This window comes from Streptomyces racemochromogenes (genome assembly GCF_039535215.1).
Lineage (GTDB): Bacteria > Actinomycetota > Actinomycetes > Streptomycetales > Streptomycetaceae > Streptomyces > Streptomyces racemochromogenes.
Window position 1 is genome coordinate 3,019,421 of the sequence record NZ_BAAAWT010000001.1, and the last position, 26,903, is coordinate 3,046,323.

The following is a 26,903-nucleotide window of genomic DNA, read 5'->3' on the forward strand; positions in this document are numbered from 1 at the left end:
ACCGCGGCCGCCCGATCCCGCCCGACGGGGCCGGGCGGCCTCACCCCGTTCCCGCCGCCGCCACCGCGAAGCCGAACCACACCACCTTGACGCAGTCCCCCTGTGCCACGGCCGCCCAGTCGTCGGCGGTGGCGGCGACGAGCGCGAGCCCCCGCCCGTGGGTGGCCATCACCCCGCGCGTTCCCTCATCGGGCCACCGCTCGGGCGCGCAGTCGTACACGTAGACGGTGACCCTCCCCCCGAGCAGGGCCACCTCGACGGCGATCTCGGGGGAGTCGGTGTGCCGGTGGGCGTTGGTCACCACCTCGGACACACAGAGCCGAGCCCGCTCCCCCACCTCCGCCCCGCACCCGGCACTGCGCAACACGGCCACGACCCAGTCCCGGGCGACCTTGACGGCCTCGGCCCTGCTGGGCGCGACCATCCGGTAGGTGAGCCCCTCCGCCGGTCCGGCCCAGTCCTGTCGTAGTGCGTTCGCGTTCATCGCGACCTCTCCCCACCAGACGAATCCGATGCCGGTTCCTCACGACCGTGTCCCTGGCCGTCCGCCCGCCCCAACAGGGCTGTGGACAGCTGCACTTCGGTCAGCCACCGGCTGCTCCAGCCCTCGGAACGTAGGGCACAACATTGGGACGGCGCAACAGTGGGACGGCCGTAACATCCGTTTGAGTGGACCCCGGACCGGAGCGAGCGGCACACTCGTACCCGGACGAGATGGAGGGGTCATGCCGCCGAGGAGCTATCCGACCGCCCGCCAACGGCGATTGGGCGCCGAGCTGCGCAAGCTACGCGAGAAGGCCGGCATGAACGGCGCGACCGCAGCCGCCTACCTGGGCGGGGAACGCGCCCAGATCAGCCACATCGAGTCAGGTCGCTACGGAGTGAGCGACGAGCGCGTCCGCCGCCTGGCCTCCCATTACTCGGCAACGGACAAGCACCTCGTCGACGCGCTGGCGAGCATGGCCGAGGAGCGCGGCAAGGGCTGGTGGGACGAGTACCGGGGACGCCTGTCACCGGGCTTCCTCGACGTGGCCGAACTCGAATTCCACGCCACGTACATCCGCGTCATCCAGATGCTGTACGTCCCGGGGCAGCTCCAGACCGAGGCCTACGCCCGAAGCCTGATCCGCAGCGGCATGTCCGACCTGCCCGCGAACGAACTGAACACGCGCGTCGAGCACAGGATGAGGCGCCGGGTCATCTTCGACCGCCCCCGCCCCACCCCGTTCGAGGCCTTCATCCACGAAGCCGCCCTGCGCATGCGGTACTGCGACGCGGAGGTCATGCGGGAACAACTCGCCTTCCTGGACAAGGTCTCCCACTGGCCATCGGTCACCGTTCGCCTGATCCCCTTCGACCGGCAGATCACGGGCTCCGTGCATTCGATGCTCTACGCAGGCGGCGCCATCCCGGCGCTCGACACCGTCCAGATCGACAGCGCCTTCGACGGCGGATTCCTGGACGCAGAGGCTCAGCTCGCCAAGTACCGAGGGTTGCTCGAATCCATCGAGTCGATCTCGCTCGGACCGGAAGAGTCGAGAGAACACATTCACCGCATCGCTCAGGAAGTGTGAGTCAAGGCGCATGACCGACGGAATCAAGTGGCAGAAGTCCTCGTTCTCAGGACCGGACGACAACCAGAGCTGCGTTGAGCTGGCACCCGTCGCCGGCGCGATCAAGATGCGGGAGAGCGACGACCCGCACGTGATCGTGACCACGACGGTGGAGAAGCTGCGTGCCTTCATCCTCGGAGTCAAGGCCGGCGAGTTCGATCACCTGATCTGACGAATCTCGACCAGCAGCGCCCCTCATTCCCGCAGGTGAGGGGCGCTCAGCATGTGCCGGTGCAACTTTGGGACGTCACACCATTGCGACGGCCACGCCTGTGACGCTACCGTCGCTGTACGTCACGGGAGCCGCCCGCCAGGCGACGTCCCGTGACGTAACTCCAGCTGACTATGCGCCAGTTGGCCGGAGGCGTCACCGTCGCCCCTTCCCGCCGCCCGTCACGGTCCGGAAGGGGCGACCCTCAGCGACGGCAGGAGAGCCGTACATGCCCGCGCGACCCCTCCCCCTGGACCACACGGCAGCCATCCGCACCGGGTACTGGTTCGAAGCCCTCCGCTACCGCGACGCCCGCGACCGGCCCCCCGAACTCCTCGACCGCGCCATGCTGGACACCCCCGAAGAGGCCGTCCGCCGCATCCGCCTCCAGATCCGCACCGCGCACCCCTTAGCCCTCTCCCCCACGGAAGTGCACCGCGCCCTCACCTGGGCCGACGGCGGCGGCCGCATCCACACCCTCGCCGCCCTCCACCGCGGCGAAACCGCCGGCTTCAGCATCGTCCTGCGCGGCGGCCTCCGCCCCGAATGGCGCGTCCGCCCGGTCGACTACCTCTCCCTCACCCCGACCCCCACGGGAACCATTCGCATTTGTGTTCGCGTCAGTTGACGAGTAGACAAGGATGCTCGCGAAGGCAGCTCGACCTCGGGGGGCGGGTCAGAAGTGACCGACCACGTACCGATCAATCCGTGCACGATCCCGCAGTTCACGGGTGACCTGGACGCGTTGGAGCAGGACCACGCGGCGATCACGGCGGCAGCGGGCACCTTCCGCACGGCCGGCGAGAACGTGGACAGCGAGTTCCAGGGCCTGTCGGCGTTCTATGCCGCTCCCGAGGCCGCGAAGCTGTTCGCCACGACGAAGCCGGTGAAGACGGACAGCGATTTCTTCGCCGACCAGCTCGAGTCGGCGGCGAAGGCGCTGGGCGAGTACGTCACCGAGGCCCGCCCGATCGTGGCGCGTCTGAAGGCGCTCCAGGCGAAGGCGACGACGTTCTCCAACAAGATCGCCGGGGACGAGCACTGGAAGGACGACGGGAAGAAGATCGATGAGAACAACGATCTGATCCACGACGTCAACGCGGCCGCCGAGGCGTTCTGGGCGGCCGAACGCACCTGCGCGAACAAGATCCGCGCCCTGTACTGCGCCCCGCCGCTGACCGTGAACGACGGCTCCAACGGCGCGAACATGTACGGCTACAAGGCCGATGACCTGAACAAGGTCCAGGACCTGCCGTGGGGTTCGCAGCTGGAGGAGACCCACCGGGCGTGGGAGGTCGGCTACTGGGTCAAGTCCTTCGTGTGGGACGGGATCATCGTCGACGGCATCTGGGGCACCATCCGGGGCCTTGGCACCCTGGTCGGCGTCGACGGCTGGGACGCCGCGGGCCAGGCCTGGACGGGCCTGGCCAAACTCGCCACCGGCCTCGTGATCACTTCCATGCCGGGTGTCGGCGCCGCGTTCTGGGCGGCGGACGACAAGCAGCTCCCGGGCTGGCTGAAGGACTCCCGCACGGCGATGAAGGAGACCGGCAAGGCCCTGGTCGCCTGGGACGAGTGGGGCAAGAACCCCGCCCGCGCCGCGGGAGCGGTCACCTTCAACGTCCTGACCACCGTCTTCACCGGCGGCGCCGGCACCGCGGCCAAGACAGGCGGGATCGCGAAGGTCCTCTCGGTGGCCGGGAAGGCCGGCCGGATCATCGACCCGATCACCTACATCGGCAAGGCCGGCTCCCTGGCGAAGCTGAAGATCGGTGACCTGTTCGCGAACCTGGGGAAGGTCGACGGCGCCTTCCCGAAGATCGACGACGTGGTGTGGAAGGACCTCCCCAAGGCCGACGCCCCGGGCATCAAGTTCCCGCACCCCGAGGACACGGTCCGTCTCCCGGACGACGCGCTGGGCCGTCCGCAGTACTTCGACAAGACGACGAACCAGCTCCTGGACCACAAGGGCCTCCCGAAGCAGGACCTCACCTCGGTCCCCAAGGGCCCCGACCACCCCCTGGCCGAGGTCCCCAAGAAGCAGGAAGTCCCGGTCGGTGTCGGCGCCCACACGGCGGACGTCACCTCCCACACCCCGGGCGGCACCGCCACCCACACCCCCGGCGGGACCACGGCCCACACCCCCGGCGGCACCGCCGACAACCTCCCGCACAACAGCCACACCGAACCCGGCGGCACGACCCCCGGCCACGGCGGCACCGACACCACCCCCACCGGCGGCCACACCGACACCCCCTCCACGGGCGGCCACGGCGACACCCCCTCCACGGGCGGCGGCGGCCACGGCGACGGCCCGACCATCCCGCACCAAGGCGGCGGCGTCCCCGACAACCTGGGCCACGGGCACGGAGACGGCCCCGACCCGGCGGTGCCGGACCACGGCGGACGCCCCGAGCTGCCTCCGCACCGGGAGAACGCCCACAAGTACACGGACGCCGAAAAGCGGCAGATCATGGAGTACCAGGTCCACCGGGCGAACGACCCGACGGACGGCTACTTCAAGAAGTACTACAACAAGCTCGGCTACCGCCTCCGCGCCGACGTGCCCGACCACACCGGTCTGGTCCCGCCGCAGCTCGTGGAGACCGCTCCCGACGTCTGGGTGCCGAAGTCCGACATTCCGCCGCCGGTTCCGCCGGACTACCTGGGCAAGGCGGACTCGGTCAGCCACAAGGACGCCTTCGTCACCAAGGAGATGCGGGACTCGCTCGACCAGGCCGCGAAGGAGCGTCACGACGCCATCGCCGCCGACAAGGGCCCCCACGACGCCTACGGCGACGCGAAAACGGCGCACAAGAACAACCCCACGCCGGAAACCCAGGCGGCGCTCGACGCGGCCAAGGCGAAGCACGCACCATTCCACGAGGCCCTTTCCAAGAAGAGCGAGGCGTACGGCGAGGCCATAGCGAGGGAACACGCGATACCGAAGGAGTTCCCCGGAGCCAAGGAAGAGACGCTGCACGGTCCCGCGAACGGGAACAACCAGTTCGACCAGGTCTACAAGCACGGCGACCGGTACGTCGTGGTCGAGGCGAAGAGCCACGTCACCACGGACCTGGGCGAGCGCCTGGTGAAAGGAAAGCGTGTCTCGCAGGGAACCCGCGATTACTTCGAGGACATCCTTGAGCAAATGCGGAAGCGCGGCGAAGACATCGAGAGCGAAATGGACCTGTACAAAGCCCTCCAGGCGGCACTGGACGCGGAACCCCCGCGGATCGACTATGTCGTTGTCAAGGGAGCCGATAACACGGGAACTTACGCCGGATACACTATTCGCCGATTCGACCTCACCAAATGACAGGAGAAGCGATGCCCGTCTTCGTGGCCGGACATTCTGAGCCGAGGCCCACCAGCGCGGCCTGGGTCAACGGGATCGGTGAGGATCTGATCAAGGAGATCGACGCCCTCGCTGCGACACCGCGGAAGCTCAGGAGAGCGTGGAAGGACGCCACCTTCAACGTCCGTGCCCGATTCCGGGTAGACCCGCAGGGCGCTGAGCTGGGGACGTGGGAGGCCGTGGTCGCCGCGGCCCAACTGGGTACCGCGCTCTTCCGCACCGCTGCGATGGCGGAGGGAACGACCGAGGTGCGCATCCACCACGAGATGCGCACCCTGCCAGCGGTGGGGCCTTCGTCGGACGCGGACGCACAGGCATGGATCGACGCGTTCTGGTACGCGATCATCACGCGCGACCAGCCGAAGATGACCGAACTGTGCGAGCTCCCCATCGACGTCCTGCGCGCCTCGGGCGCCGACCACGACGACTACCTCTACCACTGGGTCGGCACCCTCCAGGCCTACTGGCTGAAGCGCCCCGAACTGGTGCCGGAGTTGACGCTGACGTTCCAGCGTTCCCACCCCGACGTCGCCGTCATCGCCGGACGCGAGTACATCCAGCAGGTCGCCTACCCCCCGATCAACCTCTTCTACAAGTTCCTCCAGAAGGACGAAGAGGGCTTCCACACCACGCTCCTGGAATCCCTCGAACTCCACAAGCAGTACTGGACGGCCACCCCCGAACGCGCCAACGACATCGACGGCCTCGTCCCGATCGGCATCCTGGCCGTCACCTGCCTCGCCTACGACGGCGGCATCCCCGTCAACGTCGAGTCCCCCTACCTCCCCGAGCACCTCCTCAAGCGCTCCTGGGTCGGCGAGTTCGAGGTCTGAGTCGCTGTGACGGTCACTGTGGCCAGCCATGCGGAGCCGAGGCCGGACAGCGCGGCCTGGGTCGCCGAGCTCACCGAGGACCTGATCAAGGACCTCGGCGCCCTCTCTTCATCGCCCCGGAAGCTCAGGTCGGCCTGGAAGGACGGCACCTTCAACGTCCGCGCCCGGTTCGGAGTGGACCCGCAGGGCGCCGAGCTGGGCACCTGGGAGGCCGTGGTCACGGCCGCACAGCTGGGATCCGCGCTGTTCCGCACGGCGGGTATGACCGATGGAACCACCGAGGTGCGCATCCACGACGAGATGCGCACCCTGTCGGCGGCGGGGCCCTCCTCGGACGCGCACGCAGAGGCATGGCTCCAGGCGTTCTGGTACGCGATCGTCACCCGCGACCAGCCGAAGACGACCGAACTGTGCGAGCTGCCGATCGACGTGCTGCGCGCCTCGGGCGCCGACCACGACGACTACCTCTACCACTGGGTCGCCGCTCTCCGGGCGTACTGGCTGGGGCGCCCCGAACTGGTTCCGGAACTCACCCTGACCTTCCAGCGCTCCCACCCCAACGTCGCCGTCATCGCCGGACGCGAATACATCCAGCACATCGCCTACCCCCCGATCAACCTCTTCTACAAGTTCCTCCGCAAGGACGAAGAGGGCTTCCGACTGGCCCTCCTCGAGGCCCTTGAACTCCACAAGCAGTACTGGACGGCCACCCCCGAACGCGCCGACGACATCGACGGCCTCGTACCCATCGGCATCCTCGCCGTCACCTGCCTCGCCCATGACGGCGGCATCCCCGTCAACGTCGAGTCCCCCTACCTCCCCGAGCACCTCCTCAAGCGCTCCTGGGTCGGCGAATTCGAGGTCCGCTGATGCCTGCGGCGCCCCCGGACATCCGGGAATGGCACGACGGAAACCACAAGAACGCCTGCGGCATCGCCGACATGCTCGGTGTACCCGCCGAGGCGTACGCAGCCGACCCGACCAGCCTGGTCCTGCCCCTCCAGGACTACGTCCACAGCGCCCCGCTCGACGAGTTCGAGCAGTCGGACTGGATCACGCTCCACTGCGACCTGGTCGCGTACCTCGCGGACGTGATGATCCGGTGCCACGGCGCCGCCTGGCGCACCGCCGACGACCCCGACACGCCGCGCGGCTACCGCTACGTACTCGAAGCCCCCGGCCGGCACGGCAGCACCCACAGCGCCCACCGCATCGACCCCTTCGCCGTGGTCGCCGCCGAGTTCCGCGAGCCGTCCGTCAATATCGTGGGAATGCTCTCCACCGCCGCACACGAACTGCACGTCTGCCCCGCGTGCGCGCACGACGGACAGGAAACGCCCAGGTGACCGACACGCCCACGCTCGCCGCCGTCATGGCCGAGCTCGCGGACCTCGAAGACCCGAGGATCCGCGCCGTGAACGAGCGCCACGGCGACGACCACGCCGTGAACCTCACCAAGCTGCGCGCCCTCGCCAAACGCCTCGGGACGCAACAGGAACTCGCCCGCGAGCTCTGGGCCACCGGCGACAGCGCCGCCCGACTCCTCGCACTCCTCGTCTGCCGCCCCAAGGCGTACGACCGGGCCGAGCTCGACGCCATGCTGCGCGAGGCCCGCACGCCCAAGGTGCACGACTGGCTGGTCGGCAACGTCGTCAAGAAGAGCCCGCACGCCGAGGAACTGCGCCTGGCCTGGTTCGCCGACCCGGACCCGGACGTCGCGAGCGCCGGCTGGGCGCTGACCACCGACCGGGTGGCGAAGAAGCCCGAGGGACTCGACCTCCCGGGCCTCCTCGACCTCATCGAAACGCACATGAAGGACGCCCCGGACCGCCTCCAGTGGGCGATGAACCACTGCCTCGCCCAGATCGGCATCGAGCACCCCGAACACCGCGCCCGCGCGATCGCCATCGGGGAGCGCCTGGAGGTCCTGAAGGACTACCCGACCTCCCCGGGCTGCACCTCCCCGTACGCCCCGGTCTGGATCGGGGAAATGGTCCGCCGGGCCTCGTCAGCGGCCACCTAGCGAGTCCAGCATCCGTACGAGCGGCCGCCGCAGCGCCACCGCGACGGGACTGGAGTCCGTACGCGCGTACTCGGCGACGGCCGTACGGGCAGCAGCGATCCCCGCCGCCGGATCGGCACCCCCCAACACGTCCTCGACGACCCGCACCACAAGGTCCGCCACCTCCGCCAACGGCGCCCGAGCCCGCGCCAGGTCGCCCGCCAGCTCCTCCCGGCCCGCGAACGCGGCGACCTCCCCGGCCAGCACCACTACCTCCCCGGCGGCCCGGTCGACGGCGGCGATCCCGCGCGCCCGCACCCGTACGCCCTCGCGGTGCCGCCGCCGCAGCGGGTTGAACCGCATGGCCCGCTCGGCCTCCCGCGCCCGCCCCGCATCCCCGTGCACGGCTTCAGCATGGGCGGTCACGAGGCTGAGGTTGTCCTGGGCAGCCCCCGGCTCCCCGCCCAGCACGGCGGCGGTCCCTCCCAGGGACCGGGTCACCCGCACCCGGCAGTCCTCGGCGATCCCGGCCAGCGTCCGGTACGGATCGGGCGGCCACAACAACGGCGCAAGCAGTACGGTCACCACCGCACCGGCGGCCGTCTCCCACACCCGGTGCCAGGCGTACGCGTCCGGCGACGTACTGGCGAACACCAGCAGCGAGGACGCCGCCACCTGGATGTTCAGCCCGCCCGAGGCCCGCAGGAACATCCCGACCCCGAGCCCCAGCGCCACCACCACCGCCAGCGCGGCGGTCGAGGGCCGCAGCAGGTTCACCACCGCAATCCCGATCAGCACCCCGGCCACCACCCCCAGCGACCGCTGCACCGAAGCCCCGAGCGCGGTCACCGGATCCCCGCGCAACGCCACGAGCGGCACGACGGCGGCGTACACGGGCGGCTGATCGGCCCCGAGCCAGACCGCCACCTGCCAGGCGACGACCACGGTCACCACGATCCGCGCAGCCCCGGCCACCTCCCCCGGCGGCACCCGCCCGGAAACCCACTCCCGCACACCGCTCAAAGAAGCCCCTGACCCACGAGCCGCCCAAACACCCCCAGCCTCCGCCGCCCGCCCACCCCTTTTCCGCCATTGGGCCGAACGCGGCATGTCCGGATCAGGTCAACCACCAATACTTTCCGGCCCTAACTCCTTCGTAGCGCATTTCGAATTCACGTTCGCAACAGCCGGCCGGTAGAAAGAGCCCCATACGTAGATCGATCTGCCGGGGGGCGGGACAGCAGTGGCAGACCACATACCGATCAATCCGTGCACGATCCCTCAGTTCACCGGCGACCTGGACGCGTTGGAGCAGGACCGCACGGCCATCGCAGCGGCCGCGGCCAGCCTCCGCGACACGGGCGCGAACATCGACAGCACATTCCAGGGCCTGGCCGCCTTCTACTCCCCACCCGAAGCAGCCCAGCTCTTCGCCACCACCAACCGGGTGCGGACGGAAAGCGACCACTTCGCCGACCAGCTCGAAACAGCCGCCCAGGCACTCGGCGAGTTCGCCGTCGAAGCACGCCCCATCGTCGCCCGCCTCAAGCAACTCCAGTCCCAGGCAACGGCCTTCACCAGCAAGATCCAGGGCGACGCCCACTGGAAGGACGACGGGAAGAAGGTCGACGAGAACAACGACCTGATCCACGACGTCAACGCGGCGGCCGAGGCCTTCTGGGCAGCCGAACGCACCTGCGCCAGCAAGATCCGCGCCCTGTCCGGCCTGCCCGCACTCACCGTCGACGACGGCACCCACGCCGACGGCATGTACGGCTACCGGGCCGCCGACCTCAACAAGGTCCAAGACCTCCCCTGGGGCTCACAACTCGCCCAGTCCCACCGCTGGTACGACATCGGGCACTGGACCAAGTCCTTCCTCTGGGACGGCCTCGTCATGGACGGCATCGTCGGCACCGTCCGCGGCCTGGGCACCCTCGTCGGCTACGACGGCTCCGCCGCCGCCGGCCAGGCCTGGACCGGCCTCGCCAAACTCGCCACCGGCATCGCCCTCACCACCAACCCCGGCACGGCCTTCGTCTTCTGGAACACCGACGCCAAGGCCATGCCCGCCTGGTTCCGCGACTCCCGCAACACCATGAAGGAAACCGGCAAAGCCCTCGTCGCCTGGGACGAGTGGGGCAAGAACCCCGCCCGCGCCGCAGGCGGCGTCACCTTCAACGTCCTCACCACCGTCTTCTCCGGCGGCGTCGGCACCGGAGTCAAAACCGGCGCCATCGCCAAGACCATCAGCGTCGCCGGCAAAGCCGGACGCCTCATCGACCCCATGACCTACGTCGGCCAAGCCGCCGGCAAAGCCGCCTCCCTCACCTTCACCAAACTCAAGATCGGCGAACTCCTCGCCAACATCGGCAAGGTCGACGGAGCCTTCCCCAAAGTCGACGACGTCGTCTGGAACAACCTCCCCAAGGCCGACGCCCCCGGCGTCACCTTCCCCCACCCCAACGACACGGCCCGCCTCCCCGACGACGCCCTCGGCCGCCCCCAATACCTCGACAAGGTCACCCACCAACTCCTCGACCACAACGCCCGCCCCAAACACGACCTCACCGCCATCCCCAAGGGCCCGGACCACCCCCTCGCCGAAGCCCCCACCCGCCAGGAAGCCACAGTCGGCGCCCACGCCCACGCCCCGGGCGGGACGGCCGACAACATGCCGCACAACAGCCACCCCGAACCGGGCGGCACCGACACCACCCCCGCTGGTGGAGGCCACAGCGACGGACCCGGCACGGGCGCCGGGTATGACGACGGGCCGACTGTCCCCCACCAGGGCGAGGGCCCGGGTGGAGGGGGTGGGGGCGGTGATGCGCCGGGTGGCGCACACGACGGCCCCGATCCCGACAATCAGCCTGTTCACCTTGAGACCGACAAGATCTCGCAACAGCCGTCGGGCACGATGTCACCTGAGAGCGAGGCCGCCGTCTTGGAGGCCCTCAGTAAGGCGAAGGTCCAGCCCCACGACCAGGAGCGGATGATTACTCAGCTGAAGAAGTCGGAGTACGGAGCGGCAATCGCCGACTACGTCGCCTCCGGAAGGTTCTCGGGCACCCCCGGACTCGGAAAGTTGCTGTCTCAGATCAAACAAGCGGGCATGACGCCCGCTGTTCACCAAGCACTGCAGCATGCGGCCGAGCTTCAGGCGAAGGGCATTGAGCACATCGAGTTCGAGCTGGACCTGACCGCGAGAAAGTTGGACCTGGACGTCGCGACCAGGGTAGATGGCCGGATCGAGTACGGTGCCCAGCTCAAGGATGTCAAAAGCGCCAAGGGCATCAGGTCGGCAATCAACGGAATCGCCGACCACCAGCTCGTGGGCGATGGAGTCGATGTCAAGGTCGCCATTCTTGACATTCATGACACGAAGAGCGCATTGACGGAACGGGACCTTGCCTCGGCGCAGGGGGCCGCAGACCGCACCAACGCCTCGTTTGAGCTGCGCTTCAACGACGGTTCCATCACCGTCTACCCCACCAATGCCACCAAGCCGTAAGGAAACCAACTCCATGTCGATTCTGATGCGCGCGCCGCGGGAGAGCGGCTCGTGGTTCTGGGATCTGTACGACGTCAGCGAGTCCGGGTTGGAGCCGGCTCTCGCGACTGCCGCACGGATGACCGCCGTGCTGTCCGCGCACGGTCTGCTTGAGCCCCAGGCCCTGGAGTGGAGCTGGTTCGAGGTCGGCAAGGGCGGGCTCGGGATCGACAGCGGCCTGAGCCTCATCAGCAGGTCTCTGAGCGACGAGAAGCTGGGGGACGAGATCCGTGGCTGTCGGCCGGTGGGCCACCCGGGCGCGGAGATGACTGGCTTCGTCGTCGTCGGCTCGGGGACCTGGTACAACGCGGAAGGCGACGCCCGTAAGGAAGAGCGCCTGGTCGAGCTCCGGGTGTCGCCTGACTCGATCGGGCCCTCCGCAACGCTGTCCGTGCACCACGACGTATGGGCCACCTGCGACTTCTACGGCAACCCGCACCCCGAGGTGCACGCCCGCAACGCTCCCCGCCTTGCCACGGCACTGCGGGAACTCGATGCCCTCCTGGGAGTTGATGCCGAACCGGGGGAACCCACCTATTTCGGTATGCCCAAGGCCTACGGGCTGGAGGATGCGGAACTCATCGACGGCCGTGGGCCGGATCTCACCGATCTGATGTGATCATGTCGGTGCCCGCGAGTACGTGGCTCGCGGAGAGACTGATGGAGCAGATCAGGCAGGGCATCGCCGCCGACGAGATGGCGACCGTGAATCCGTACGCCACCTGTGACGGCAGTGACGACTTCGCGCTACTCGCCCTGGAGTGGGACCCCGACCCGCGCGGCGTACGCCCGCAGGTCCTCCGACGCCGCCGGGCCCGCCCACGCCACGTAGCCGTCCGGGCGGATGAGGAACACGCCGTCGCCGTACGCCTCGTACGACGGGATGCTGACCGTGCGGGCCCCCGGGAGGGTGGCCTCCGGGGTGGTGCCGACCGTCAGCAGGGTCCAGTGCGGGCCGCGGAAGGCGTCGAAGAGGCGGGTGCCGCCGCGTACCCCGTCCGGGGCGCGGTCGCCGGCGCGGAGGGCGTCCGCCGGGAGGCCGGGGCGGGTCTCCACCGCCAGGGAGGAGTCCCGGTAGCCCAGGCCGAGCTGGCGGGTGGCCGCGCCGCGGCGGGCCTCGCCGCGGTGGATGCGGGTCGACAGGCCCAGCATCTCGGCGGCGACGGGCAGGCGTTCCTCCTCGTACGTGTCGAGGAGGCCGGAAGGGGCCTTCCCGCCCAGCACCGCGGCCAGCTTCCAGCCCAGGTTGTACGCGTCCTGCACGCTGGTGTTGAGCCCCTGACCGCCCGCCGGGGAGTGGACGTGCGCCGCGTCGCCGACGAGGAAGATCCGCCCCTCCCGGAACCGGTCGGCCATCGCCGCGCGCGGCCGGAAGTCCGACGCCCAGCGGACCTCCGTCACGGAGTCGGCGGGAAGGTGCGAGCGGGCCGCGATCAAGGCGCGGAGGGTGGGGAGGGAGAGGTCGGCCGGGCCCTCGGACGGCGGGAGGGCCGCGGTCACCTGGAAGTCCTCCGTGCCGGCCAGCGGGCAGACCGCGAGGAAGCCGCTCGCGCCGTCGGCCGGCGGGAAGACGTGCCAGTGGTCGCGGTCGAGGCCGGTGATGCGTACGTCGGCCACCAGCATCGGGGTCGGGTCGACGGTCTCCCCCGTCATGCCGATGCCGAGCGCGCGCCGCACCGTGGAGCGGCCGCCGTCGGCGGCGACCGCGTACCGCGCCCGGACCGGCGGGCCCGCGGCGAACTCGGCCGTCACCCCGTCCGCGTCCTGCGCGATGCCGGCCAGCTCCCGGCCGTAGGCCACCTCGCCACCCAGTTCGGTGAGGCGGGCGAGCAGGATCTCCTGGGTGCGCCACTGGGGGACCATCCAGGGCTCGGCGTAGGGGGTGGCCTCGTCCGCCGTGCCGGTCTCGTCGGGGTCGAGGATGGCGTGCTCGCCGACCCGCTTCCCGTCCTGCCAGATCATCCCCACCGGGTAGGGGCCGCCCGCCGCGCGGACGGCCTCGTACACGCCGAGGTCGTCGAAGACCTCCAGCGTGCGCGGCTGGATGCCTTTGCCGCGCGAGCCGGGGAAGAGGCCGGCGGAGCGTTCCACGACCGTCGCCCGTACCCCGCGACGGGCGAGGTCCACGGCGAGGGCGAGTCCGGCCGGGCCGGCGCCGACGATCAGTACGTCCGTGTTCACGGTGTCCATGAGCTTCTCCTTAACGGTGTTAAGTAGCTGACTCCACGAGAGTGCACTTAACGCTGTTAAGCTGTCAAGCGTGGCTACCCGCAGAACTCCCAAGCTGGACAAGAAGCAGGCCGTCGAGACCTCCCTGCGCCTGCTGAACGACCTCGGCCTCGACGGGCTCAGCCTGCGCGCCATCGCCAAGGAGCTGGACGTCCAGGCGCCCGCCCTGTACTGGCACTTCAAGAACAAGCAGGAACTCCTCGACGAGATGGCGACGGAGATGTACCGCCGCATGACCGCCGACGCCGCCCTCCCCCCGGACCTCTCCTGGCAGGACCGGCTCCTCGCCGCCAACCGCGCCCTGCGCGCCGCCCTGCTCCGCTACCGCGACGGCGCCAAGGTCTTCAGCGGATCCCGCTTCACCGGCACCGAGTACGCCACCCAGATGGAGGAGCACCTGCGCGCCCTCACCGCCGCCGGGTTCACGCTCCACCAGGCCGTCCGCGCCACGACCACCGCGTACTTCTTCACCCTCGGCTTCGTCACCGAGGAACAGGGCGTCGAGCCGCTCCCCGGCGAACGCCGCGAGGGCTACGACCTCGCCGAACGCGCCGAACGCCTCGCCCGGTTCCCGCTGTCCGCCGAAGCCGGAGCCGACCTCTTCCAGGACTACGACCAGGGCTTCGAGGAAGGCCTCGCCCTCGTCGTCGCCGGCATCGAGGCCCGGTACGCCGCCCAGCACCGCGGATCCGCCTGATGGCCGGCCGCGACTACGGCTTCCTCGTCGCCGCCCCGCCCGACCCCGCCGCCCTCGGCCCGGTACTCGACGCCGTCTTCGGCCTCGGCGAGGGGGCGGTCGAGGTCGGGCCCGAGGGGGAGACCGAGGGCTGGCGGTGGGACACTCCGGTCCAGTGCGGGATCACGTGGTTCGGGCCGGGCGACCTCTCCTGCCAGCTTCTCCTCTACGCGGGCCAGGCCGTCCAGGACCCGCCCACCGAGGAGGCCGTCGCGCGGGCCCTGGCGCGGGGGCTGGGCACGGCGGTCCTGACGGGCCACGCCACCCAGCCGTGGCTCCACCACGTCCACACCCCCGGCGGCGGATCCACCCTCGCCGCCGTCGAGGACCTCGACGGCGAGGACCGCCCCGCCCTCCGCGTCACCACCACCCAGACCGGCGTCGCCGCCTTCCCCGACGCCGCCGTGCGCGGGCTCCCCGAGGCCGTACGCACCCTGCCCTTCGCCCCCCGCGGCACCGACCCCCGCCTGTGGGCCTGGGCCGACCTGATCGGCCGCATGGAGGCCGGGGGATGGCCGCCCCTGCGCTGGTACGGGGCCGACATGTACGCGGAGGATCTCGACGCCCGCGACGCGCTGCGCGGCAGCGAACTGGAGGGCGACCCCCGCCTCGAAGCCCTCGACGCCCGCTTCCGGGCCGTCACCGTCGACGACGCCGGCCACGAGCTCGGCTCCGACCCGGCGACCGCGCCCTGGTACCGGCTGCGGCGGCCCGCCGTACTGCCGTGGCGGGTGCTGCTGCCCGCCGACCCGGAAGCGGCGGACTGGCTGTGGAAGTGGGTCGAGGAGGGGGCCGAGGGCAAGCCCGGCGGGACCGACATGAGCGGCCTCGACCTCAGCGGCGCCGACCTGACCGGGGCCGACTTCTCCTCGTCCCTGTTCTGCGGCACCGAGCTGGCCGGCGCCCGCCTCACCGGCACCGACTTCTACCGCACGCACCTCCAGGACGCCGACCTGTCCGGCGCCGACGCCACCGGCGCCTGCTTCGTACGGGCCGGACTCGACGGAGCCGACCTGCGCGGCACCGTCCTCGACGGCGCCGACCTCGTACGCGCCGAGCTGTACGGGGCCGACGCGCGCGGCGCGAGCCTGCGCGGCGCCCGCATCCTCGGGGCGCACCTGTACGGCACCGACCTGCGCGGGGCCGACCTCAGCGGCGCGGTGCTCCGGGAGAACGGCTTCAAGGTGACGCTGGACGACGACACCCGCGTGGCGGGCCTGACCGGAACCGTCTTCGGCCCGGCGGAACACGTCGCGGCGGACGGCACCCGCGCCGCCCTCGCCGGCACCGCCCTGGAGGACTGGATCCGGGCGCGCGGAGGCGACGTACGCGTCATCGCACCGCGCGGCCGGCCCTGACCTCAGCGCAGCAGCACCGGCAGGGTGCGCAGTCCCCGGTGGCGCGGGTTGCGCCACCACAGCGGGCGGGCCCCCGGCGCGGCCGGGCGCAGCGCCGGGTAGCGGGCGAGGAGCGCCCCGAAGGCGATCTCGGCCTGCAGCCGGGCCAGGGGTGCTCCGAGGCAGTGGTGGATGCCGTGCCCGAAGGCGAGGTGGCCGGCGGTGGGGCGGGAGGAGTCGAAGCGGTCGGGGTCGGCGAAGACGGCGGGGTCCCGGTTGGCCGACAGCACGGAGACCTGCACGAACTCCCCGGCGGGCACGGCGGTGCCGCCGATGGTCACCGGCTGGGTGGTGTAGCGCATGGTGGCGATGGAGAACGGGCTCTCGTGGCGCAGCACCTCCTCGATGAACGGGCCCGTCCGGGCGGCCGGGTCGGCACGCAGCGCGGCCCGTTCGCGGGGGTGGGTGAGCAGGACGTGGACCCCGTTGGAGATGAGGTTGGCGGTGGTCTGGTGGCCGGCCGCCACCAGCAGGAACCCCATGGAGGTGATCTCCTGCTCGCTGAGCCGGTCGCCCTCGTCGCGGGCCGCGATGAGCGCGGTCAGCAGGTCGTCGCCGGGGTGCGCGCGCTTGTGGTCGATGAGCGCGCGGATGTGCCCCACCAGCGCCTCGGCGGTGCCGACGGAGACCTCCCCGTCGCCCTCCTCGCCGCTGAGGGTGGCGGCCCAGGCCCTGAGGACGCCCTCGGCGCCGTCGGAGGCGCCGAGCAGGTCGAAGACCACGGCGAGCGGCAGCGGCACGGCGAAGTCCCGCACCAGGTCGACGGCGGGCCCGCGCCCCTCCATCGCGTCGAGCAGCCTCCTCACGTGCCCCTCGATCACCGGCCGCAGGGCCGCCACCCGCCGTGCCGTGAACGCCTGCTGGACGAGGCGGCGCAGCCGGGTGTGGGCGGGCGGGTCGGAGTTGAGCATGTGCGCGGTCAGCGCCCGGCCCGGCCCGGGGCCCTCGTCGGAGCCGTCGCGGCGGTCGAAGGCCTCGGTCGCGGCGTTCTTGCTGAGCCTGGGGTCGGCGAGGGCGGCCCGGCAGTCGGCGTGCCCGGTGACCACCCACCCCTCCAGCGGCGCCTCCCCGAGGATCCGCACCCGGTGCGCCCCGCCGGCCAGCTCCCGCCAGCGCCGGTAGTCGGGGTGGGGGTCGTCGAAGAAGGAGACGGGCACCTCCTCGGCCCCCGCCTCCTCAACGCCCACGCCGCCCGGCCCCCTTGACCAGGCGTACGTCCTCCACCCCGAGCAGCCCGACCAGCGGCACCTTCGCCGTGCGCTGCGCGGGGTCGACCTCGAGCCCGGCGCCCCGGACGAGGTCGAGCAGCAGCTCGGCGAGCGGCATCACCATGTGCCGGCCCCAGCAGCGCTCGGAGGAGTGCCCGAAGGGCAGGTAGCCGGGGGCGGTATCGGGGTCGAGGTGGTCCCACCGTTCGGGCCGGAACGCGTCGGGGTCCTCCCACAGCGCGGGGTCCCGGTGGGACAGCAGGGGCAGTACGAGTACGTCGTCCAGCTCGCCGATGCGCGCGTCGAGGGCCCCGTACTCGGGGGAGGCGTAGCGCAGGATGTTCCAGGAGGGCGGCAGCAGCCGGGCGGCCTCGTGGAGGACGTTGCGGTTCGAGGTGCCCTCGTCGAAGGGGGAGCCGAGCCAGAGGGCGTTCGCGACGAGGGTGGAGACGGTGAAGCAGACGGGGGCGGCGGCCCTCCGGTAGATCCCCATCGCGTAACGCCGGTCGTGATAACCCCCGGCTTCGGCGAACAGCCGCGCAATTCCGCTGGAGTCGGCGCCCGCCCCCTTCCTCCGGGGAATGGCGGCGCCGGCGGCGATCACCGACCAGGTGAGTTTCGGAGTCAGTTCCAGATTCCGGCTCATGAGAATGCGCAGTCGCCTCGGGTCGTTGCCGAGAATGAGGTCGCGTAGGAACAGGTGCCCGGTGAGCGGCCAGCTCCCGGCGAGATCGACGCTCCTCACCAACGGCCGTTCCAGGGCCTCCCGTACGTCCTTCCCGATGACGCGCATGACGGCCGCGGCCTCGTTGCGCTCGATGGAGCGGCCGTGCAGCGGCTTGAAGGTGGGGCGCTCGGTCTCGGTGGCGCGGCGCGCGGCGAGGATCCGGTCGGCCAGCTCGTGGCCGGCGACGCCCATGGTGTCGGGCTCCAGCCGGAAGGCGTCCTTGCCGGTGTGCTCGCGCAGCAGGGCGGCCAGCCGGGGCGCGAACTGCGTGGTCCGCGTGGCCGGCGGGGAGGCGATGGACATGCGGGACTCCGATGTATCCGTCTGACCGTCGGTCGGTGCCTCGGCTGCGCCGCCCCGGCCGCCGGTCGGCGGCCGGGGCGGCTGTGCCGGTCTAGTACCAGAAGTACCAGGCGCTCTTCTTGAGGCTCTTCTGACCGGAAACAGCGTTACGGATGGCAAAAAGCATCTTCATCGCCGTACCCCCTCTCCCAATCCATGGCTTGTGGCCGAATCAAAGGATCACGGACCGCCGCCGGAGGCGTACCGACGACGGCCCGCTGAGAATGCGCCGCCACCGTAAGCACCCCCCTGACCCCAAAACAACGCCCCCCTGCCCTTTATGTACGCTCCTACCAACCCGACCCCCCAATTCCAGCCGCCCACCCCCGACTTCCCGCCGATCTGCCCGCACAACGAAACCGCGGCCGGCCCCACACCCTCCGCCCCTGGGATCCCTCGGTTCACCGTCGACCTCAACGCGTTGGAGCAGGACCGCACGGCCATCGCCGCAGCCGCGTCCACCCTCCGCGACACCGGCGCGAACGTCGACAACACCTTCCAGGGCCTGGCTTCCTTCTACTCCGCACCCGAAGCGGCCCAGGCCCTCGGGCGATTTCGCCGCCGAAGCCCGCCCCATCGTCGCCCGCCTCAAACAACTCCAGTCCCAGGCAACGACCTTCACCAGCACGATCAACGGCGACGCCCACTGGAAGGACGACGGGAAGAAGGTCGACGAGAACAACGACCTCATCCACGACGTCAACCCCGCAGCCGAAGCCTTCTGGGCACGCCGACGGCATGCACGGCTGGCTACCGCGGCGCCGACCTCAACAAAGTCCAGGACCTCCCCTGGGGCTCACAACTCGCCCAGTCCCACCGCTGGTACGACGTCGGCCACTGGGCCAAGTCCTTCCTCTGGGACGGCGTCATCATGGACGGCATCGTCGGCACCGTCCGCGGCCTGGGCACCCCCGTCGGCGTCGACGGCTCCACCGCCGCCGGCCAGGCCTGGACCGGCCCCCACAAAGAGCATGACGGGGTGTTGCTCCTACATACCATGTTCGCCAACCCGGCGCGCGACCGCCATCCGTAGAGGAGAATTTCAATGGAGGAGCGTTTCAAGGGTTTCCTCAGGACATACCTGAACCTTGAGATGGGGTACGACACGACTGGATATCTGAGGCCTACTTTGATGACTTTCAGCAACTCCTACGTCGAATCGGTTCGCGAGGGGTTCGAGCATCTCATCGCGGACGACTCATTCGGTCCGGATGATTATGAACAGCTCACCGATATCGAATTCTCCGATCGCGGAGCCCTCCACGCATATCTTCGGGACATGTACGACTACCTCTTCAATGACGCCCCGCAGCAGCCGATGCCGCCCGCTCAAGGCGCCACGCCTGTGCCTGGCCACGACGGGCGCTCGTCGTCAAGCCGAAGCGTGAGCCTGACTGGTGGGCTTCCGTTCCCCGTCGCAGTCCGATCGACCTGACAGCGCCGCTTGCGCACCCTCACCGCGGCAGGCGGACGGCGCCCGAGGTGTCCGGGGTGATCGGCTGCGGGGCGGGGTCCTCGTAGAAGCGGAGGGTGCCCAGTGGGGCCTCGGGGGTGGGGAGGTGGGGGGTCAGGGCCTCCAGGAAGTGCTCCGCGTCCGGGAGGTTCTCGGCGTGGATCTCCTGGCGGGCCGTGAGAGTCCAGCCGACCGGGGTGCGGGTGAGGACCGCGGTGCACTCGCCGCCCACGCGGTACGCCGGGCCGCGTTCCGCCAGGACCTTGAAGGGCGGGGGTACCCACTCGTCACCGTCGGAGTCGGCTTCGCCGTCCTCGGCGTACGGCTCCATGTGGTCGCGGATCAGGGCGAGGACCGGCTCCGGGGTGGAGGCGTCGAGCGTCAGGGCGAGTTCGAGGGCGTAGAGGTCGGCCATGCGGCCGAGCCTACGCAGCGGTGGTGACAGCGGCGGAACCTGCGGGTGGCGGCGTGCGGTCGTGCACGCCCCGAGCGCGGCACGGCAGCCGCCACCCCACGACCCGCACTCGTCAAGGCACAGGACCCTTGGCGTCCCCTCGCGACGAATCGCTCACCACCAGGGTGATCAACAGGTGACGAACCGTCAACACCTCGTTAGAGGTACACGCGCGGTTCCCGCATAAGCCCACAATTTTTCGGAGCCTGCTCTGGAGCCTCCGGCCCGCCGCTTTCCGCCCGGTCGACCTCGCACCAGATGCGCTTGCCCGCGCCCTCGCGCTGCCAGCCCCAGCGGTCCGCGAGGCCGTCCACCAGCTCCAGGCCGCGCCCGCCGGTGTCCTCCCCGCCGGCCTGCCGCCTGGCCGGGGCGCGGTCGCTGGCGTCGGCCACCTCGACCCGCACGCCCGGCCCCCCGAACAGCATCCGCAGCACGGCCGGACAGCCCGTGTGCACGACCGCGTTCGTCACCAGCTCCGAGATCAGCAGGATCAGTGTCTCGGCGAGCGGTTCGTCGTCCCCCACCCCCGAGCCCGCCAGCCGGGACCGCGCCCATCGGCGCGCCCGGCCGACCTCGGCGGGGTCGGGTCCTACCTCAAGCTGTACCTGAAGCACCTGCACCGCTCACACCATCCGAACCGGCGGACACTTCGCCTCGCGACAGGATGGGATCACCGACCGTGATCCCCGTGCCGAGCAGCATGGTTGACATACAGTCACCACAACAAGCGCTTCGGGCATATTCCAGCGCGAAGGAGTAGGCGTGGTGCATACTGTGCGACGCTCACGCCGCCGCTCAACCGCTCGCATCGTGGGAGCGTATCGCGGCACGCCCCCGCCTCCGGGCCGCATCGAGGCGGGCGAAGGACACAAACCGATATCAACTCTCTGTAATCGGACATGCGTCCCGCGCCGTTCCTCCCGTAACAGAGCGCCATTCCCACGCTATCCCGCCGACGCCGACGCCGACGCCGACGCCGACGCCGACGCCGACGCCGACGCCGACGCCGACGCCGACGCCTCCGTCAGCAGCGCCTCCGCCAGCAGTTCCTCCGCCCCCGCCGCCGTACGCCACTGCTCCGCCCGCACCCAGGCCCGCTTCAGGTGCAGGTGGACGTCCGCCTCCCACGTGAAGCCCATCCCGCCGTACACCTGGAGGCAGTCCCGGGCCCCCCGCACCGCCGCCCCGTCCGCGAGCATCTTGGCGGCGGCGATCTCGGCGGAGTCCCCGGTGACCGCCGCCGCGTAGACCGCGGTACGGGCCACCTCGGCCCGCACCAGCATCCCCGAGCACAGGTGCTTGACGGCCTGGAAGCCCCCGATGGGCTGCCCGAACTGCTCGCGCTCCCCCGCGTACCGCACCGCCAGCTCCACCGTCCGCAGCGCGCTCCCGGCCTGGAGCGCCGCCGTCAGCAGCGCCCCCGTGTCCCGGTACCCGGCCGGCAGCACGCCCCGGGCCCGCCACAGCGGGGTCAGCGGGTCCGCCGAGCGCACCGGCACCCCGGCCGGCACCTCCGGCATCCCCAGCACGGCGTCGGCCCCGCCCAGGTGGGCCACCAGCGGCCCGTCCAGGTCGAAGGCCGTCACCACCGCCGCGCCCGAAGCCGCCCCCGGGACCACTCCGGCGGCCAGGTGGGTGGCCACCAGCGGCCCGGGCAGCAGCACCCGTCCGGCCTCCTCGAAGACGAGCACCGCCTCCGGCAGGCCGAGGCCCGCCCCGCCCTCGGACTCCGGCAGCCGGAGCGAGAAGAAGCCCGCCTCCCCCAGCTCCCGCCAGAGCGAACGGTCCACCCCGGCCCCCGGCGCCGCCCCGGCCCCCGGCTCCACCCCGGCCCCCGCCGCCCGCTCCACGTCGGACCGCAGCGCCTCGCGCCCGTACCGCCCCGCGAGGAGGGCCCGGACGCCCGCGCGCACGTCCCGCTGGTCCCGCGTCAGCCGGAAGTCCACGACCGCTCACCGCCCCTTCGGGAGGCCGAGGATCCGCTCGGCCACGATGTTGTGCTGGATCTGGGAGGTGCCCGCCGCGATGGTGTACGACAGCGAGGAGAGCCGCTGCGCCGTCCACTCCTCCTCCAGCGACAGCGACTGCGCGCCCAGGACCTCCGCGGCCGCCTCGTACAGCTCCTGCCGGGCGTGCGAGTACGCCAGCTTGAAGACGCTGCCGCCGGTGCCCGGGACGCCGCCCGCGCCCTGCGCCTCGCTGACGTTCCACTGCGTGAGCCGCCACAGCGCCCCGAACTCCCCGTACAGCCGCCCCAGCCGCCGGCGCAGTACCGGGTCGTCCCAGCGGCCGTTCGCCTTCGCTGCGCGGGCCAGCTCGCCCAGCGTCCGCCGGCAGGCGACGACCTCCCCGACGAAGGCGGTGCCGCGCTCGAAGGACAGGGTGACCATCGTGACCCGCCAGCCGTCGTTCTCGGCGCCGACCCGGTTCGCGGCCGGCACCCGGACCTCGTCCAGGAACACCTCCGCGAACTCGGCCGACCCCACGAGGGTGCGCAGCGGCCGGACCGTGACGCCGGGCGCGTCCATCGGCATCGCCAGCCAGGTGATCCCCCGGTGCTTGGGCGCGGCCGGGTCGGTGCGCACCAGCAGCTCGCACCAGTCGGCGACCTCGGCGTGCGAGGTCCAGATCTTGGAGCCGGTGACGACGTACGCGTCCCCGTCGCGCACCGCCCGGGTGCGCAGGGAGGCCAGGTCGGAGCCGGCGCCCGGCTCGCTGAAGCCCTGGCACCACACCTCGTCCCCGCGCAGTACGGGCGGCAGCCAGCGCGCCCGCTGCTCGGGGGTGCCTTCGGCGGCGATGGTGGGTCCCGCGTGCAGCAGGCCGACGAAGTTCGCGCCGACGTACGGGGCGCCCGCGCGTTCCGTCTCCTCCAGGAAGATCAGGTGCTGGGTCGGGGTGGCGCCGCGCCCGCCGGCGTCGACGGGCCAGTGCAGGCCCGCGTAGCCGGCGTCGTACAGCCTGCGCTGCCAGCCGAGGTCGTAGGCGCGCCGGCCGGGCCAGTCGTCGGGCGAGGGCCTGGGCGGCAGCTCGGGCAGCACCTTGACGAGCCATTCGCGCAGCCGGGCGCGGAAGTCCCGCTCCTCCTCGGAGTAGGCCAGGTCCATCAGACGAGGTCCAGGCCGAGCATGCGGATGGCGTTGCCGCGCATCAGCTTGTGGACGGTCTCCTGGTCGAGGCCCTTGACGTGGTCGAGGGCGACCTCCTTGGTGTGCGGGAAGGTCGAGTCGACGTGCGGGTAGTCGGTCTCGAAGGTGGCGTTGTCGCGGCCGACGACGTCCAGCGAGGCGATGCCGTGCTTGTCGCGGAAGAAGCAGCAGTAGATCTGCCGGTAGTAGTACGTGGACGGCGGCTCGGGGACGGTGTCGCGGACCCCGCCCCAGGCGCGGTGCTCCTGCCAGACGTCGTCGGCGCGTTCCAGGGCGTACGGGATCCAGCCCATCTGGCCCTCGCTGTACGCGAGCTTCAGCGTCGGGAACTTCACCAGCACCCCGCTGAAGAGGAAGTCCATCATCGAGGCCATGGCGTTGTTGAAGCTCAGCGAGGCCTGGACGGCGGGCGGCGCGTCGGGGGAGGCGGCGGGCATCTGGGAGGAGGACCCGATGTGCATGTTGACGACCGTGCCGGTCTCCTGGCAGACGGCGAAGAAGGGGTCCCAGTACCCGGAGTGGATGGACGGCAGCCCCAGGTGGGTGGGGATCTCGGAGAAGGTGACGGCGCGGACCCCGCGGGCGGCGTTGCGGCGGATCTCGGCGACGGCGAGGCCGATGTCCCAGAGGGGGATGATGCACAGCGGGATCAGCCGGCCGCCGCTGTCGCCGCACCACTCCTCGACCATCCAGTCGTTGTACGCGCGCACGCAGGCCAGTGCCACCTCCTTGTCCTTGGCCTCGGCGAAGGTCTGCCCGCAGAAGCGCGGGAAGGTGGGGAAGCAGAGGGAGGCCTCGACGTGGTTGAGGTCCATGTCGAGGAGCCGTGCCTTCGGGTCCCAGCAGCCACGGCGCATCTCCTCGCGGGTGATGCCCTCCAGGGTCATGTCGTCGCGGTCGAAGCCGACGGCGGCGATGTTGCGCTTGTACGGGAACTTCAGGTCCTCGTAGATCCACCAGTCGGTGGGCGGGCCGTCGGGATCCATGGAGATCACGTACTTGCCGCCGGTGTACTCCAGCTCCCCGATCCCGGCGGTGAGGGCCTTGGGGCCGCGGTCGCGGTACTTCGCGGGCAGCCACACGTCGAAGAGGTGGGCGGGCTCGATCACGTGGTCGTCGACGCTGATGATCCGAGGCAGTTCCAGTGCCATGGGCGCGCGCTCCTTCTCCCCAATCTGATGCATCGTCAGAAACAAGCTAGCCCCGCCACCCCTGGACCGACAAGCGCCGGAGCCCTACGCTCGGCCCTTGATCTGACTAACCGTCAGCTGGTGTCCGGCCGGCACGCCCAGGGAGGTCCGCGATGACGACCACGGAAACGGCGGCGGGAGCGGCCGCGGCGGCCCGGACGGCGGACGACGCCACGGCCACCGCCACCGCGCTCGGCCGGTCCGCGACCCTCTGGGAGCTGATCGCCCGCCGCGCCGCCCTCACCCCCGCCGCCACCGTCCTCATCCAGGCCGCCGACCATCCCGCCGCCGAGCAGGGGGCCGCCGGTCAGCCCGCCGCCGACCGGGAGGCCGCCGACCATCCCGCCGCCGACCACCCCGCCGCCGACCGCACCCTCACCTTCGGCGCCCTGCGCGACCGCGCCGAACGCGTCGCCGCCGGCCTGTACGGCATGGGCGTGCGCCCCGGCACCGTCGTCGCCTGGCAGCTCCCGACCCGCATCGAGACCGTGCTGCTGTCGGCCGCCCTCGCCCGCCTCGGCGCCGTCCAGTCCCCGGTGATCCCCTTCTACCGCGACCGCGAAGTCGGCTTCGCGCTGCGCGAGTCCAAGGCCGAGTTCTTCGCCGTACCCGGCTCCTGGCGCGGCTTCGACCACACCGCCATGGCCCACCGGCTCGGCGCCCGCGGCGTCTTCGAGGCGTACGCGGACCTCCCCGACGGCGACCCGGCCGTACTGCCCCCGCCGCCCGCCGACGGCACCTCCGTCCGCTGGATCTACTGGACCTCCGGCACCACCTCCGACCCCAAGGGCGTCCTGCACACCGACCGCTCCCTCATCGCCGGCGGCTCCTGCCTCGCCCACGCCCTGCGCCTGACCCCCGCCGACGTCGGCTCGATGGCCTTCCCGTACGCGCACATAGCCGGCCCCGACTACACGGTGATGCTGCTGCTGTACGGCTTCCCCGCCGTCCTCTTCGAGAAGTTCGCGATGCCCGACGCACTCGCGGGCTACCGCCGCCACCGCGTCACCGTCGCCGGCGGCTCCACCGCCTTCTACTCCATGTTCCTCGCCGAACAGCGCAAGGACCCCTCGGTCAGGCTCCTCCCGAGCCTGCGGCTGCTGGCGGGCGGCGGCGCCCCCAAGCCCCCGGAGATCTACCACGCGGTGGTGCGCGAGCTGGGCTGCCAGCTCACCCACGGCTACGGCATGACCGAGGTACCGATGATCACCATGGGCTCCCCGGACGACACCCCCGAGAACCTCGCCACCACCGAGGGCCGGCCCCCGCGGGGCATGTCCATCCGCATCACCGCCCCCGACGGCACCCCCCTGCCCCCCGGCACCGACGGCGAGGTCCGGCTGCGCGGCGAGGCCGTCTGCCAGGGCTACCTGAACCGGCCGGACACCGGCGAGGAGACCTTCGACGCCGACGGCTACCTGATCACCGGCGACCTCGGCCACCTCACCCCCTCCGGCCACCTGGTCCTCACCGGACGCAGCAAGGACGTGATCATCCGCAAGGGCGAGAACATCTCGGCGAAGGAGGTCGAGGACCTCCTCCACCAGCTCCCCGGCGTCGCCGACGCCGCCGTCATCGGCCTGCCCGACGAGGAACGCGGCGAACGCGTCTGCGCCGTCGTCGAACAGCCCCCCGGCGCCGCCCCCCTCACGCTGCCCCAGGTCACCGCCCACCTGCGCGCCCAGGGCCTCTCCCCGCACAAGCTCCCCGAGCAGCTGGAACTGGTCGACGCCCTGCCCCGCAACGACGCCCTGCGCAAGGTGCTGAAGTACCGGCTGCGCGAGCGCTACAGCTGAAGCCGAGCCGGAATCGAGCGGCGGCTGACACCAAGGTGCCAGGCCTCTTGGTGCCGGGCCGAAGCCCTTCCCGGGCCCCTGGCGGCCGAGCAGGATGGTGATCACCGGAACGGCGGCGGGAACGAAACCCGAAGCCGGGGCCGACGGGGAGACAACCACCCCCGAAGCCCGGACAGCCGCCTTCCGGATCCACCGCAGCACCGTCGCCAGGGGGCACCGCCATGTTCAGAACCACTCAGCTCACCGCACTCCGCGCCCTCGCGATCCGCAACACCGCGGACCGCTCCATCGGGTGGGACTGAAACGGCATGCTCCTCGTCCGACTGCCCCTGATCAGCCACACCGGGGCACCGGGAACGGAGAGCGGGGCGAGCCTCCTCCAGGACGCCCTCTGGGCCCACGCCGGCCCGCAGCACGCCCTCGAACACGTACGGGTGCGCCCCCTCCCGGAGGGGATGAGCGTCGCCCTGTTCGTCCGGGCCGAGAACGACGCCCACGCCCATGACAAGGCCCGCGCACTGCTCGCCGCCGTCATCGCGACCGGCGCGGCCCGCCACTTCTCGATGGGCCCCCTGATCCCCAACTGACGTACCGCACCACCCCCGCCCACCGTCCTCCGTCCGGCCCACCGACCGCTGTTCCTGCAGGGCAG

27 protein-coding genes are annotated in these 26,903 nt (G+C 71.2%); 16 read left to right on the forward strand and 11 right to left on the reverse strand.

The annotated features are described in order from the left end of the window. Window positions 1–40 precede the first annotated feature (40 nt). On the reverse strand, window positions 41–484 hold the full coding sequence (locus ABD973_RS13830; RefSeq protein ID WP_345500206.1) for an ATP-binding protein: 444 nt from the start codon (window positions 482–484) through the stop codon (window positions 41–43). A 241-nt stretch (window positions 485–725) separates the two neighbouring features. Between ABD973_RS13830 and ABD973_RS13835 the strand changes: the two genes are divergently transcribed. The 8 genes from ABD973_RS13835 (at window position 726) to ABD973_RS13870 (ending at window position 8,038) form a co-directional block, all read left to right on the forward strand. After that, on the forward strand, window positions 726–1,574 hold the full coding sequence (locus ABD973_RS13835; protein WP_125821984.1) for a helix-turn-helix domain-containing protein: 849 nt from the start codon (window positions 726–728) through the stop codon (window positions 1,572–1,574). 10 nt (window positions 1,575–1,584) lie between these two features. Further along, window positions 1,585–1,785, forward strand: a complete 201-nt coding sequence (locus ABD973_RS13840; protein ID WP_125813976.1) for a DUF397 domain-containing protein — start codon at window positions 1,585–1,587, stop codon at window positions 1,783–1,785. A gap of 268 nt (window positions 1,786–2,053) precedes the next feature. Further along, window positions 2,054–2,452, forward strand: coding sequence for a hypothetical protein (locus ABD973_RS13845; protein WP_125821983.1), 399 nt, complete (start codon window positions 2,054–2,056; stop codon window positions 2,450–2,452). Between the two features lie 54 nt (window positions 2,453–2,506). Further along, window positions 2,507–5,143: a hypothetical protein gene (locus tag ABD973_RS13850; protein WP_345500207.1), complete on the forward strand. Its 2,637-nt coding sequence runs from the start codon at window positions 2,507–2,509 to the stop codon at window positions 5,141–5,143. Between the two features lie 11 nt (window positions 5,144–5,154). After that, window positions 5,155–6,015, forward strand: a complete 861-nt coding sequence (locus ABD973_RS13855; protein WP_345500208.1) for an immunity 49 family protein — start codon at window positions 5,155–5,157, stop codon at window positions 6,013–6,015. A 6-nt stretch (window positions 6,016–6,021) separates the two neighbouring features. Beyond that, on the forward strand, window positions 6,022–6,885 hold the full coding sequence (locus ABD973_RS13860) for an immunity 49 family protein (RefSeq protein WP_345500209.1): 864 nt from the start codon (window positions 6,022–6,024) through the stop codon (window positions 6,883–6,885). Further along, window positions 6,885–7,361: a hypothetical protein gene (locus tag ABD973_RS13865; protein ID WP_345500210.1), complete on the forward strand. Its 477-nt coding sequence runs from the start codon at window positions 6,885–6,887 to the stop codon at window positions 7,359–7,361. The genes ABD973_RS13860 and ABD973_RS13865 overlap by 1 nt, the downstream gene beginning before the upstream one ends. 26 nt (window positions 7,362–7,387) lie before the next feature. Next, window positions 7,388–8,038, forward strand: a complete 651-nt coding sequence (locus tag ABD973_RS13870; protein WP_345504578.1) for a DNA alkylation repair protein — start codon at window positions 7,388–7,390, stop codon at window positions 8,036–8,038. Here ABD973_RS13870 and ABD973_RS13875 read toward each other — a convergent pair. Next, window positions 8,024–9,031 (reverse strand): FUSC family protein, encoded by a 1,008-nt coding sequence (locus ABD973_RS13875; protein ID WP_345500211.1) that lies wholly within the window; start codon window positions 9,029–9,031, stop codon window positions 8,024–8,026. The genes ABD973_RS13870 and ABD973_RS13875 overlap by 15 nt on opposite strands. 229 nt (window positions 9,032–9,260) lie before the next feature. On the opposite strand from ABD973_RS13875, the gene ABD973_RS13880 reads away from it, so the two are divergent. Both ABD973_RS13880 and ABD973_RS13885 read left to right on the forward strand, forming a co-directional pair. Next, window positions 9,261–11,531, forward strand: coding sequence for a hypothetical protein (locus tag ABD973_RS13880; RefSeq protein ID WP_345500212.1), 2,271 nt, complete (start codon window positions 9,261–9,263; stop codon window positions 11,529–11,531). Between the two features lie 13 nt (window positions 11,532–11,544). Then, on the forward strand, window positions 11,545–12,189 hold the full coding sequence (locus tag ABD973_RS13885) for a hypothetical protein (protein ID WP_345500213.1): 645 nt from the start codon (window positions 11,545–11,547) through the stop codon (window positions 12,187–12,189). Window positions 12,190–12,317: 128 nt separating this feature from the next. On the opposite strand, the gene ABD973_RS13890 is transcribed toward ABD973_RS13885, so the two are convergent. Further along, complete coding sequence (locus ABD973_RS13890; RefSeq protein WP_446696969.1) at window positions 12,318–13,934, reverse strand: FAD-dependent oxidoreductase; 1,617 nt, start codon at window positions 13,932–13,934, stop codon at window positions 12,318–12,320. On the opposite strand from ABD973_RS13890, the gene ABD973_RS13895 reads away from it, so the two are divergent. Both ABD973_RS13895 and ABD973_RS13900 read left to right on the forward strand, forming a co-directional pair. Next, window positions 13,831–14,496 (forward strand): TetR/AcrR family transcriptional regulator C-terminal domain-containing protein, encoded by a 666-nt coding sequence (locus ABD973_RS13895; protein WP_345500214.1) that lies wholly within the window; start codon window positions 13,831–13,833, stop codon window positions 14,494–14,496. The genes ABD973_RS13890 and ABD973_RS13895 overlap by 104 nt on opposite strands. Next, window positions 14,496–15,893 carry a pentapeptide repeat-containing protein gene (locus ABD973_RS13900; protein ID WP_345500215.1) on the forward strand — a complete coding sequence of 466 codons (1,398 nt, stop codon included), beginning with the start codon at window positions 14,496–14,498 and terminating at the stop codon, window positions 15,891–15,893. Before ABD973_RS13895 ends, ABD973_RS13900 begins: the two co-directional genes overlap by 1 nt. Window positions 15,894–15,895: 2 nt before the next feature. On the opposite strand, the gene ABD973_RS13905 is transcribed toward ABD973_RS13900, so the two are convergent. From ABD973_RS13905 to ABD973_RS34760, 3 genes are all read right to left on the reverse strand, one after another. Continuing rightward, window positions 15,896–17,119 carry a cytochrome P450 family protein gene (locus tag ABD973_RS13905; RefSeq protein ID WP_125821975.1) on the reverse strand — a complete coding sequence of 408 codons (1,224 nt, stop codon included), beginning with the start codon at window positions 17,117–17,119 and terminating at the stop codon, window positions 15,896–15,898. Next, window positions 17,109–18,170, reverse strand: a complete 1,062-nt coding sequence (locus ABD973_RS13910) for a cytochrome P450 (RefSeq protein WP_345500216.1) — start codon at window positions 18,168–18,170, stop codon at window positions 17,109–17,111. The genes ABD973_RS13905 and ABD973_RS13910 overlap by 11 nt, the downstream gene beginning before the upstream one ends. Window positions 18,171–18,261: 91 nt before the next feature. Then, complete coding sequence (locus ABD973_RS34760) at window positions 18,262–18,342, reverse strand: tryptorubin family RiPP precursor (protein ID WP_221265269.1); 81 nt, start codon at window positions 18,340–18,342, stop codon at window positions 18,262–18,264. 288 nt (window positions 18,343–18,630) lie between these two features. Here ABD973_RS34760 and ABD973_RS13915 point away from each other — a divergent pair, with 288 nt between their 5' ends. Then, window positions 18,631–19,242: a hypothetical protein gene (locus tag ABD973_RS13915; RefSeq protein WP_345500217.1), complete on the forward strand. Its 612-nt coding sequence runs from the start codon at window positions 18,631–18,633 to the stop codon at window positions 19,240–19,242. A 12-nt stretch (window positions 19,243–19,254) separates the two neighbouring features. After that, entirely contained in the window at window positions 19,255–19,644 is a 390-nt protein-coding gene (locus ABD973_RS13920) for a hypothetical protein (protein WP_345500218.1), read from the forward strand. A 19-nt stretch (window positions 19,645–19,663) separates the two neighbouring features. Here ABD973_RS13920 and ABD973_RS13925 read toward each other — a convergent pair whose 3' ends face one another. From ABD973_RS13925 to ABD973_RS13945, 5 genes are all read right to left on the reverse strand, one after another. Then, entirely contained in the window at window positions 19,664–20,077 is a 414-nt protein-coding gene (locus ABD973_RS13925; protein WP_345500219.1) for a hypothetical protein, read from the reverse strand. Window positions 20,078–20,274: 197 nt separating this feature from the next. Then, window positions 20,275–20,736, reverse strand: a complete 462-nt coding sequence (locus ABD973_RS13930; protein WP_125605648.1) for an ATP-binding protein — start codon at window positions 20,734–20,736, stop codon at window positions 20,275–20,277. 324 nt (window positions 20,737–21,060) lie between these two features. Beyond that, entirely contained in the window at window positions 21,061–22,062 is a 1,002-nt protein-coding gene (locus ABD973_RS13935; RefSeq protein WP_345500220.1) for an acyl-CoA dehydrogenase family protein, read from the reverse strand. A 6-nt stretch (window positions 22,063–22,068) separates the two neighbouring features. Further along, window positions 22,069–23,223, reverse strand: a complete 1,155-nt coding sequence (locus tag ABD973_RS13940) for an acyl-CoA dehydrogenase family protein (protein ID WP_345500221.1) — start codon at window positions 23,221–23,223, stop codon at window positions 22,069–22,071. Beyond that, window positions 23,223–24,416, reverse strand: a complete 1,194-nt coding sequence (locus ABD973_RS13945; RefSeq protein WP_125821970.1) for an amidohydrolase family protein — start codon at window positions 24,414–24,416, stop codon at window positions 23,223–23,225. Before ABD973_RS13945 ends, ABD973_RS13940 begins: the two co-directional genes overlap by 1 nt. Before the next feature lie 152 nt (window positions 24,417–24,568). Between ABD973_RS13945 and ABD973_RS13950 the strand changes: the two genes are divergently transcribed. Both ABD973_RS13950 and ABD973_RS13955 read left to right on the forward strand, forming a co-directional pair. Further along, window positions 24,569–26,251 (forward strand): class I adenylate-forming enzyme family protein, encoded by a 1,683-nt coding sequence (locus ABD973_RS13950; RefSeq protein ID WP_345500222.1) that lies wholly within the window; start codon window positions 24,569–24,571, stop codon window positions 26,249–26,251. A gap of 308 nt (window positions 26,252–26,559) precedes the next feature. Next, window positions 26,560–26,838: a hypothetical protein gene (locus tag ABD973_RS13955; RefSeq protein WP_125821968.1), complete on the forward strand. Its 279-nt coding sequence runs from the start codon at window positions 26,560–26,562 to the stop codon at window positions 26,836–26,838. Window positions 26,839–26,903: the final 65 nt, after the last annotated feature.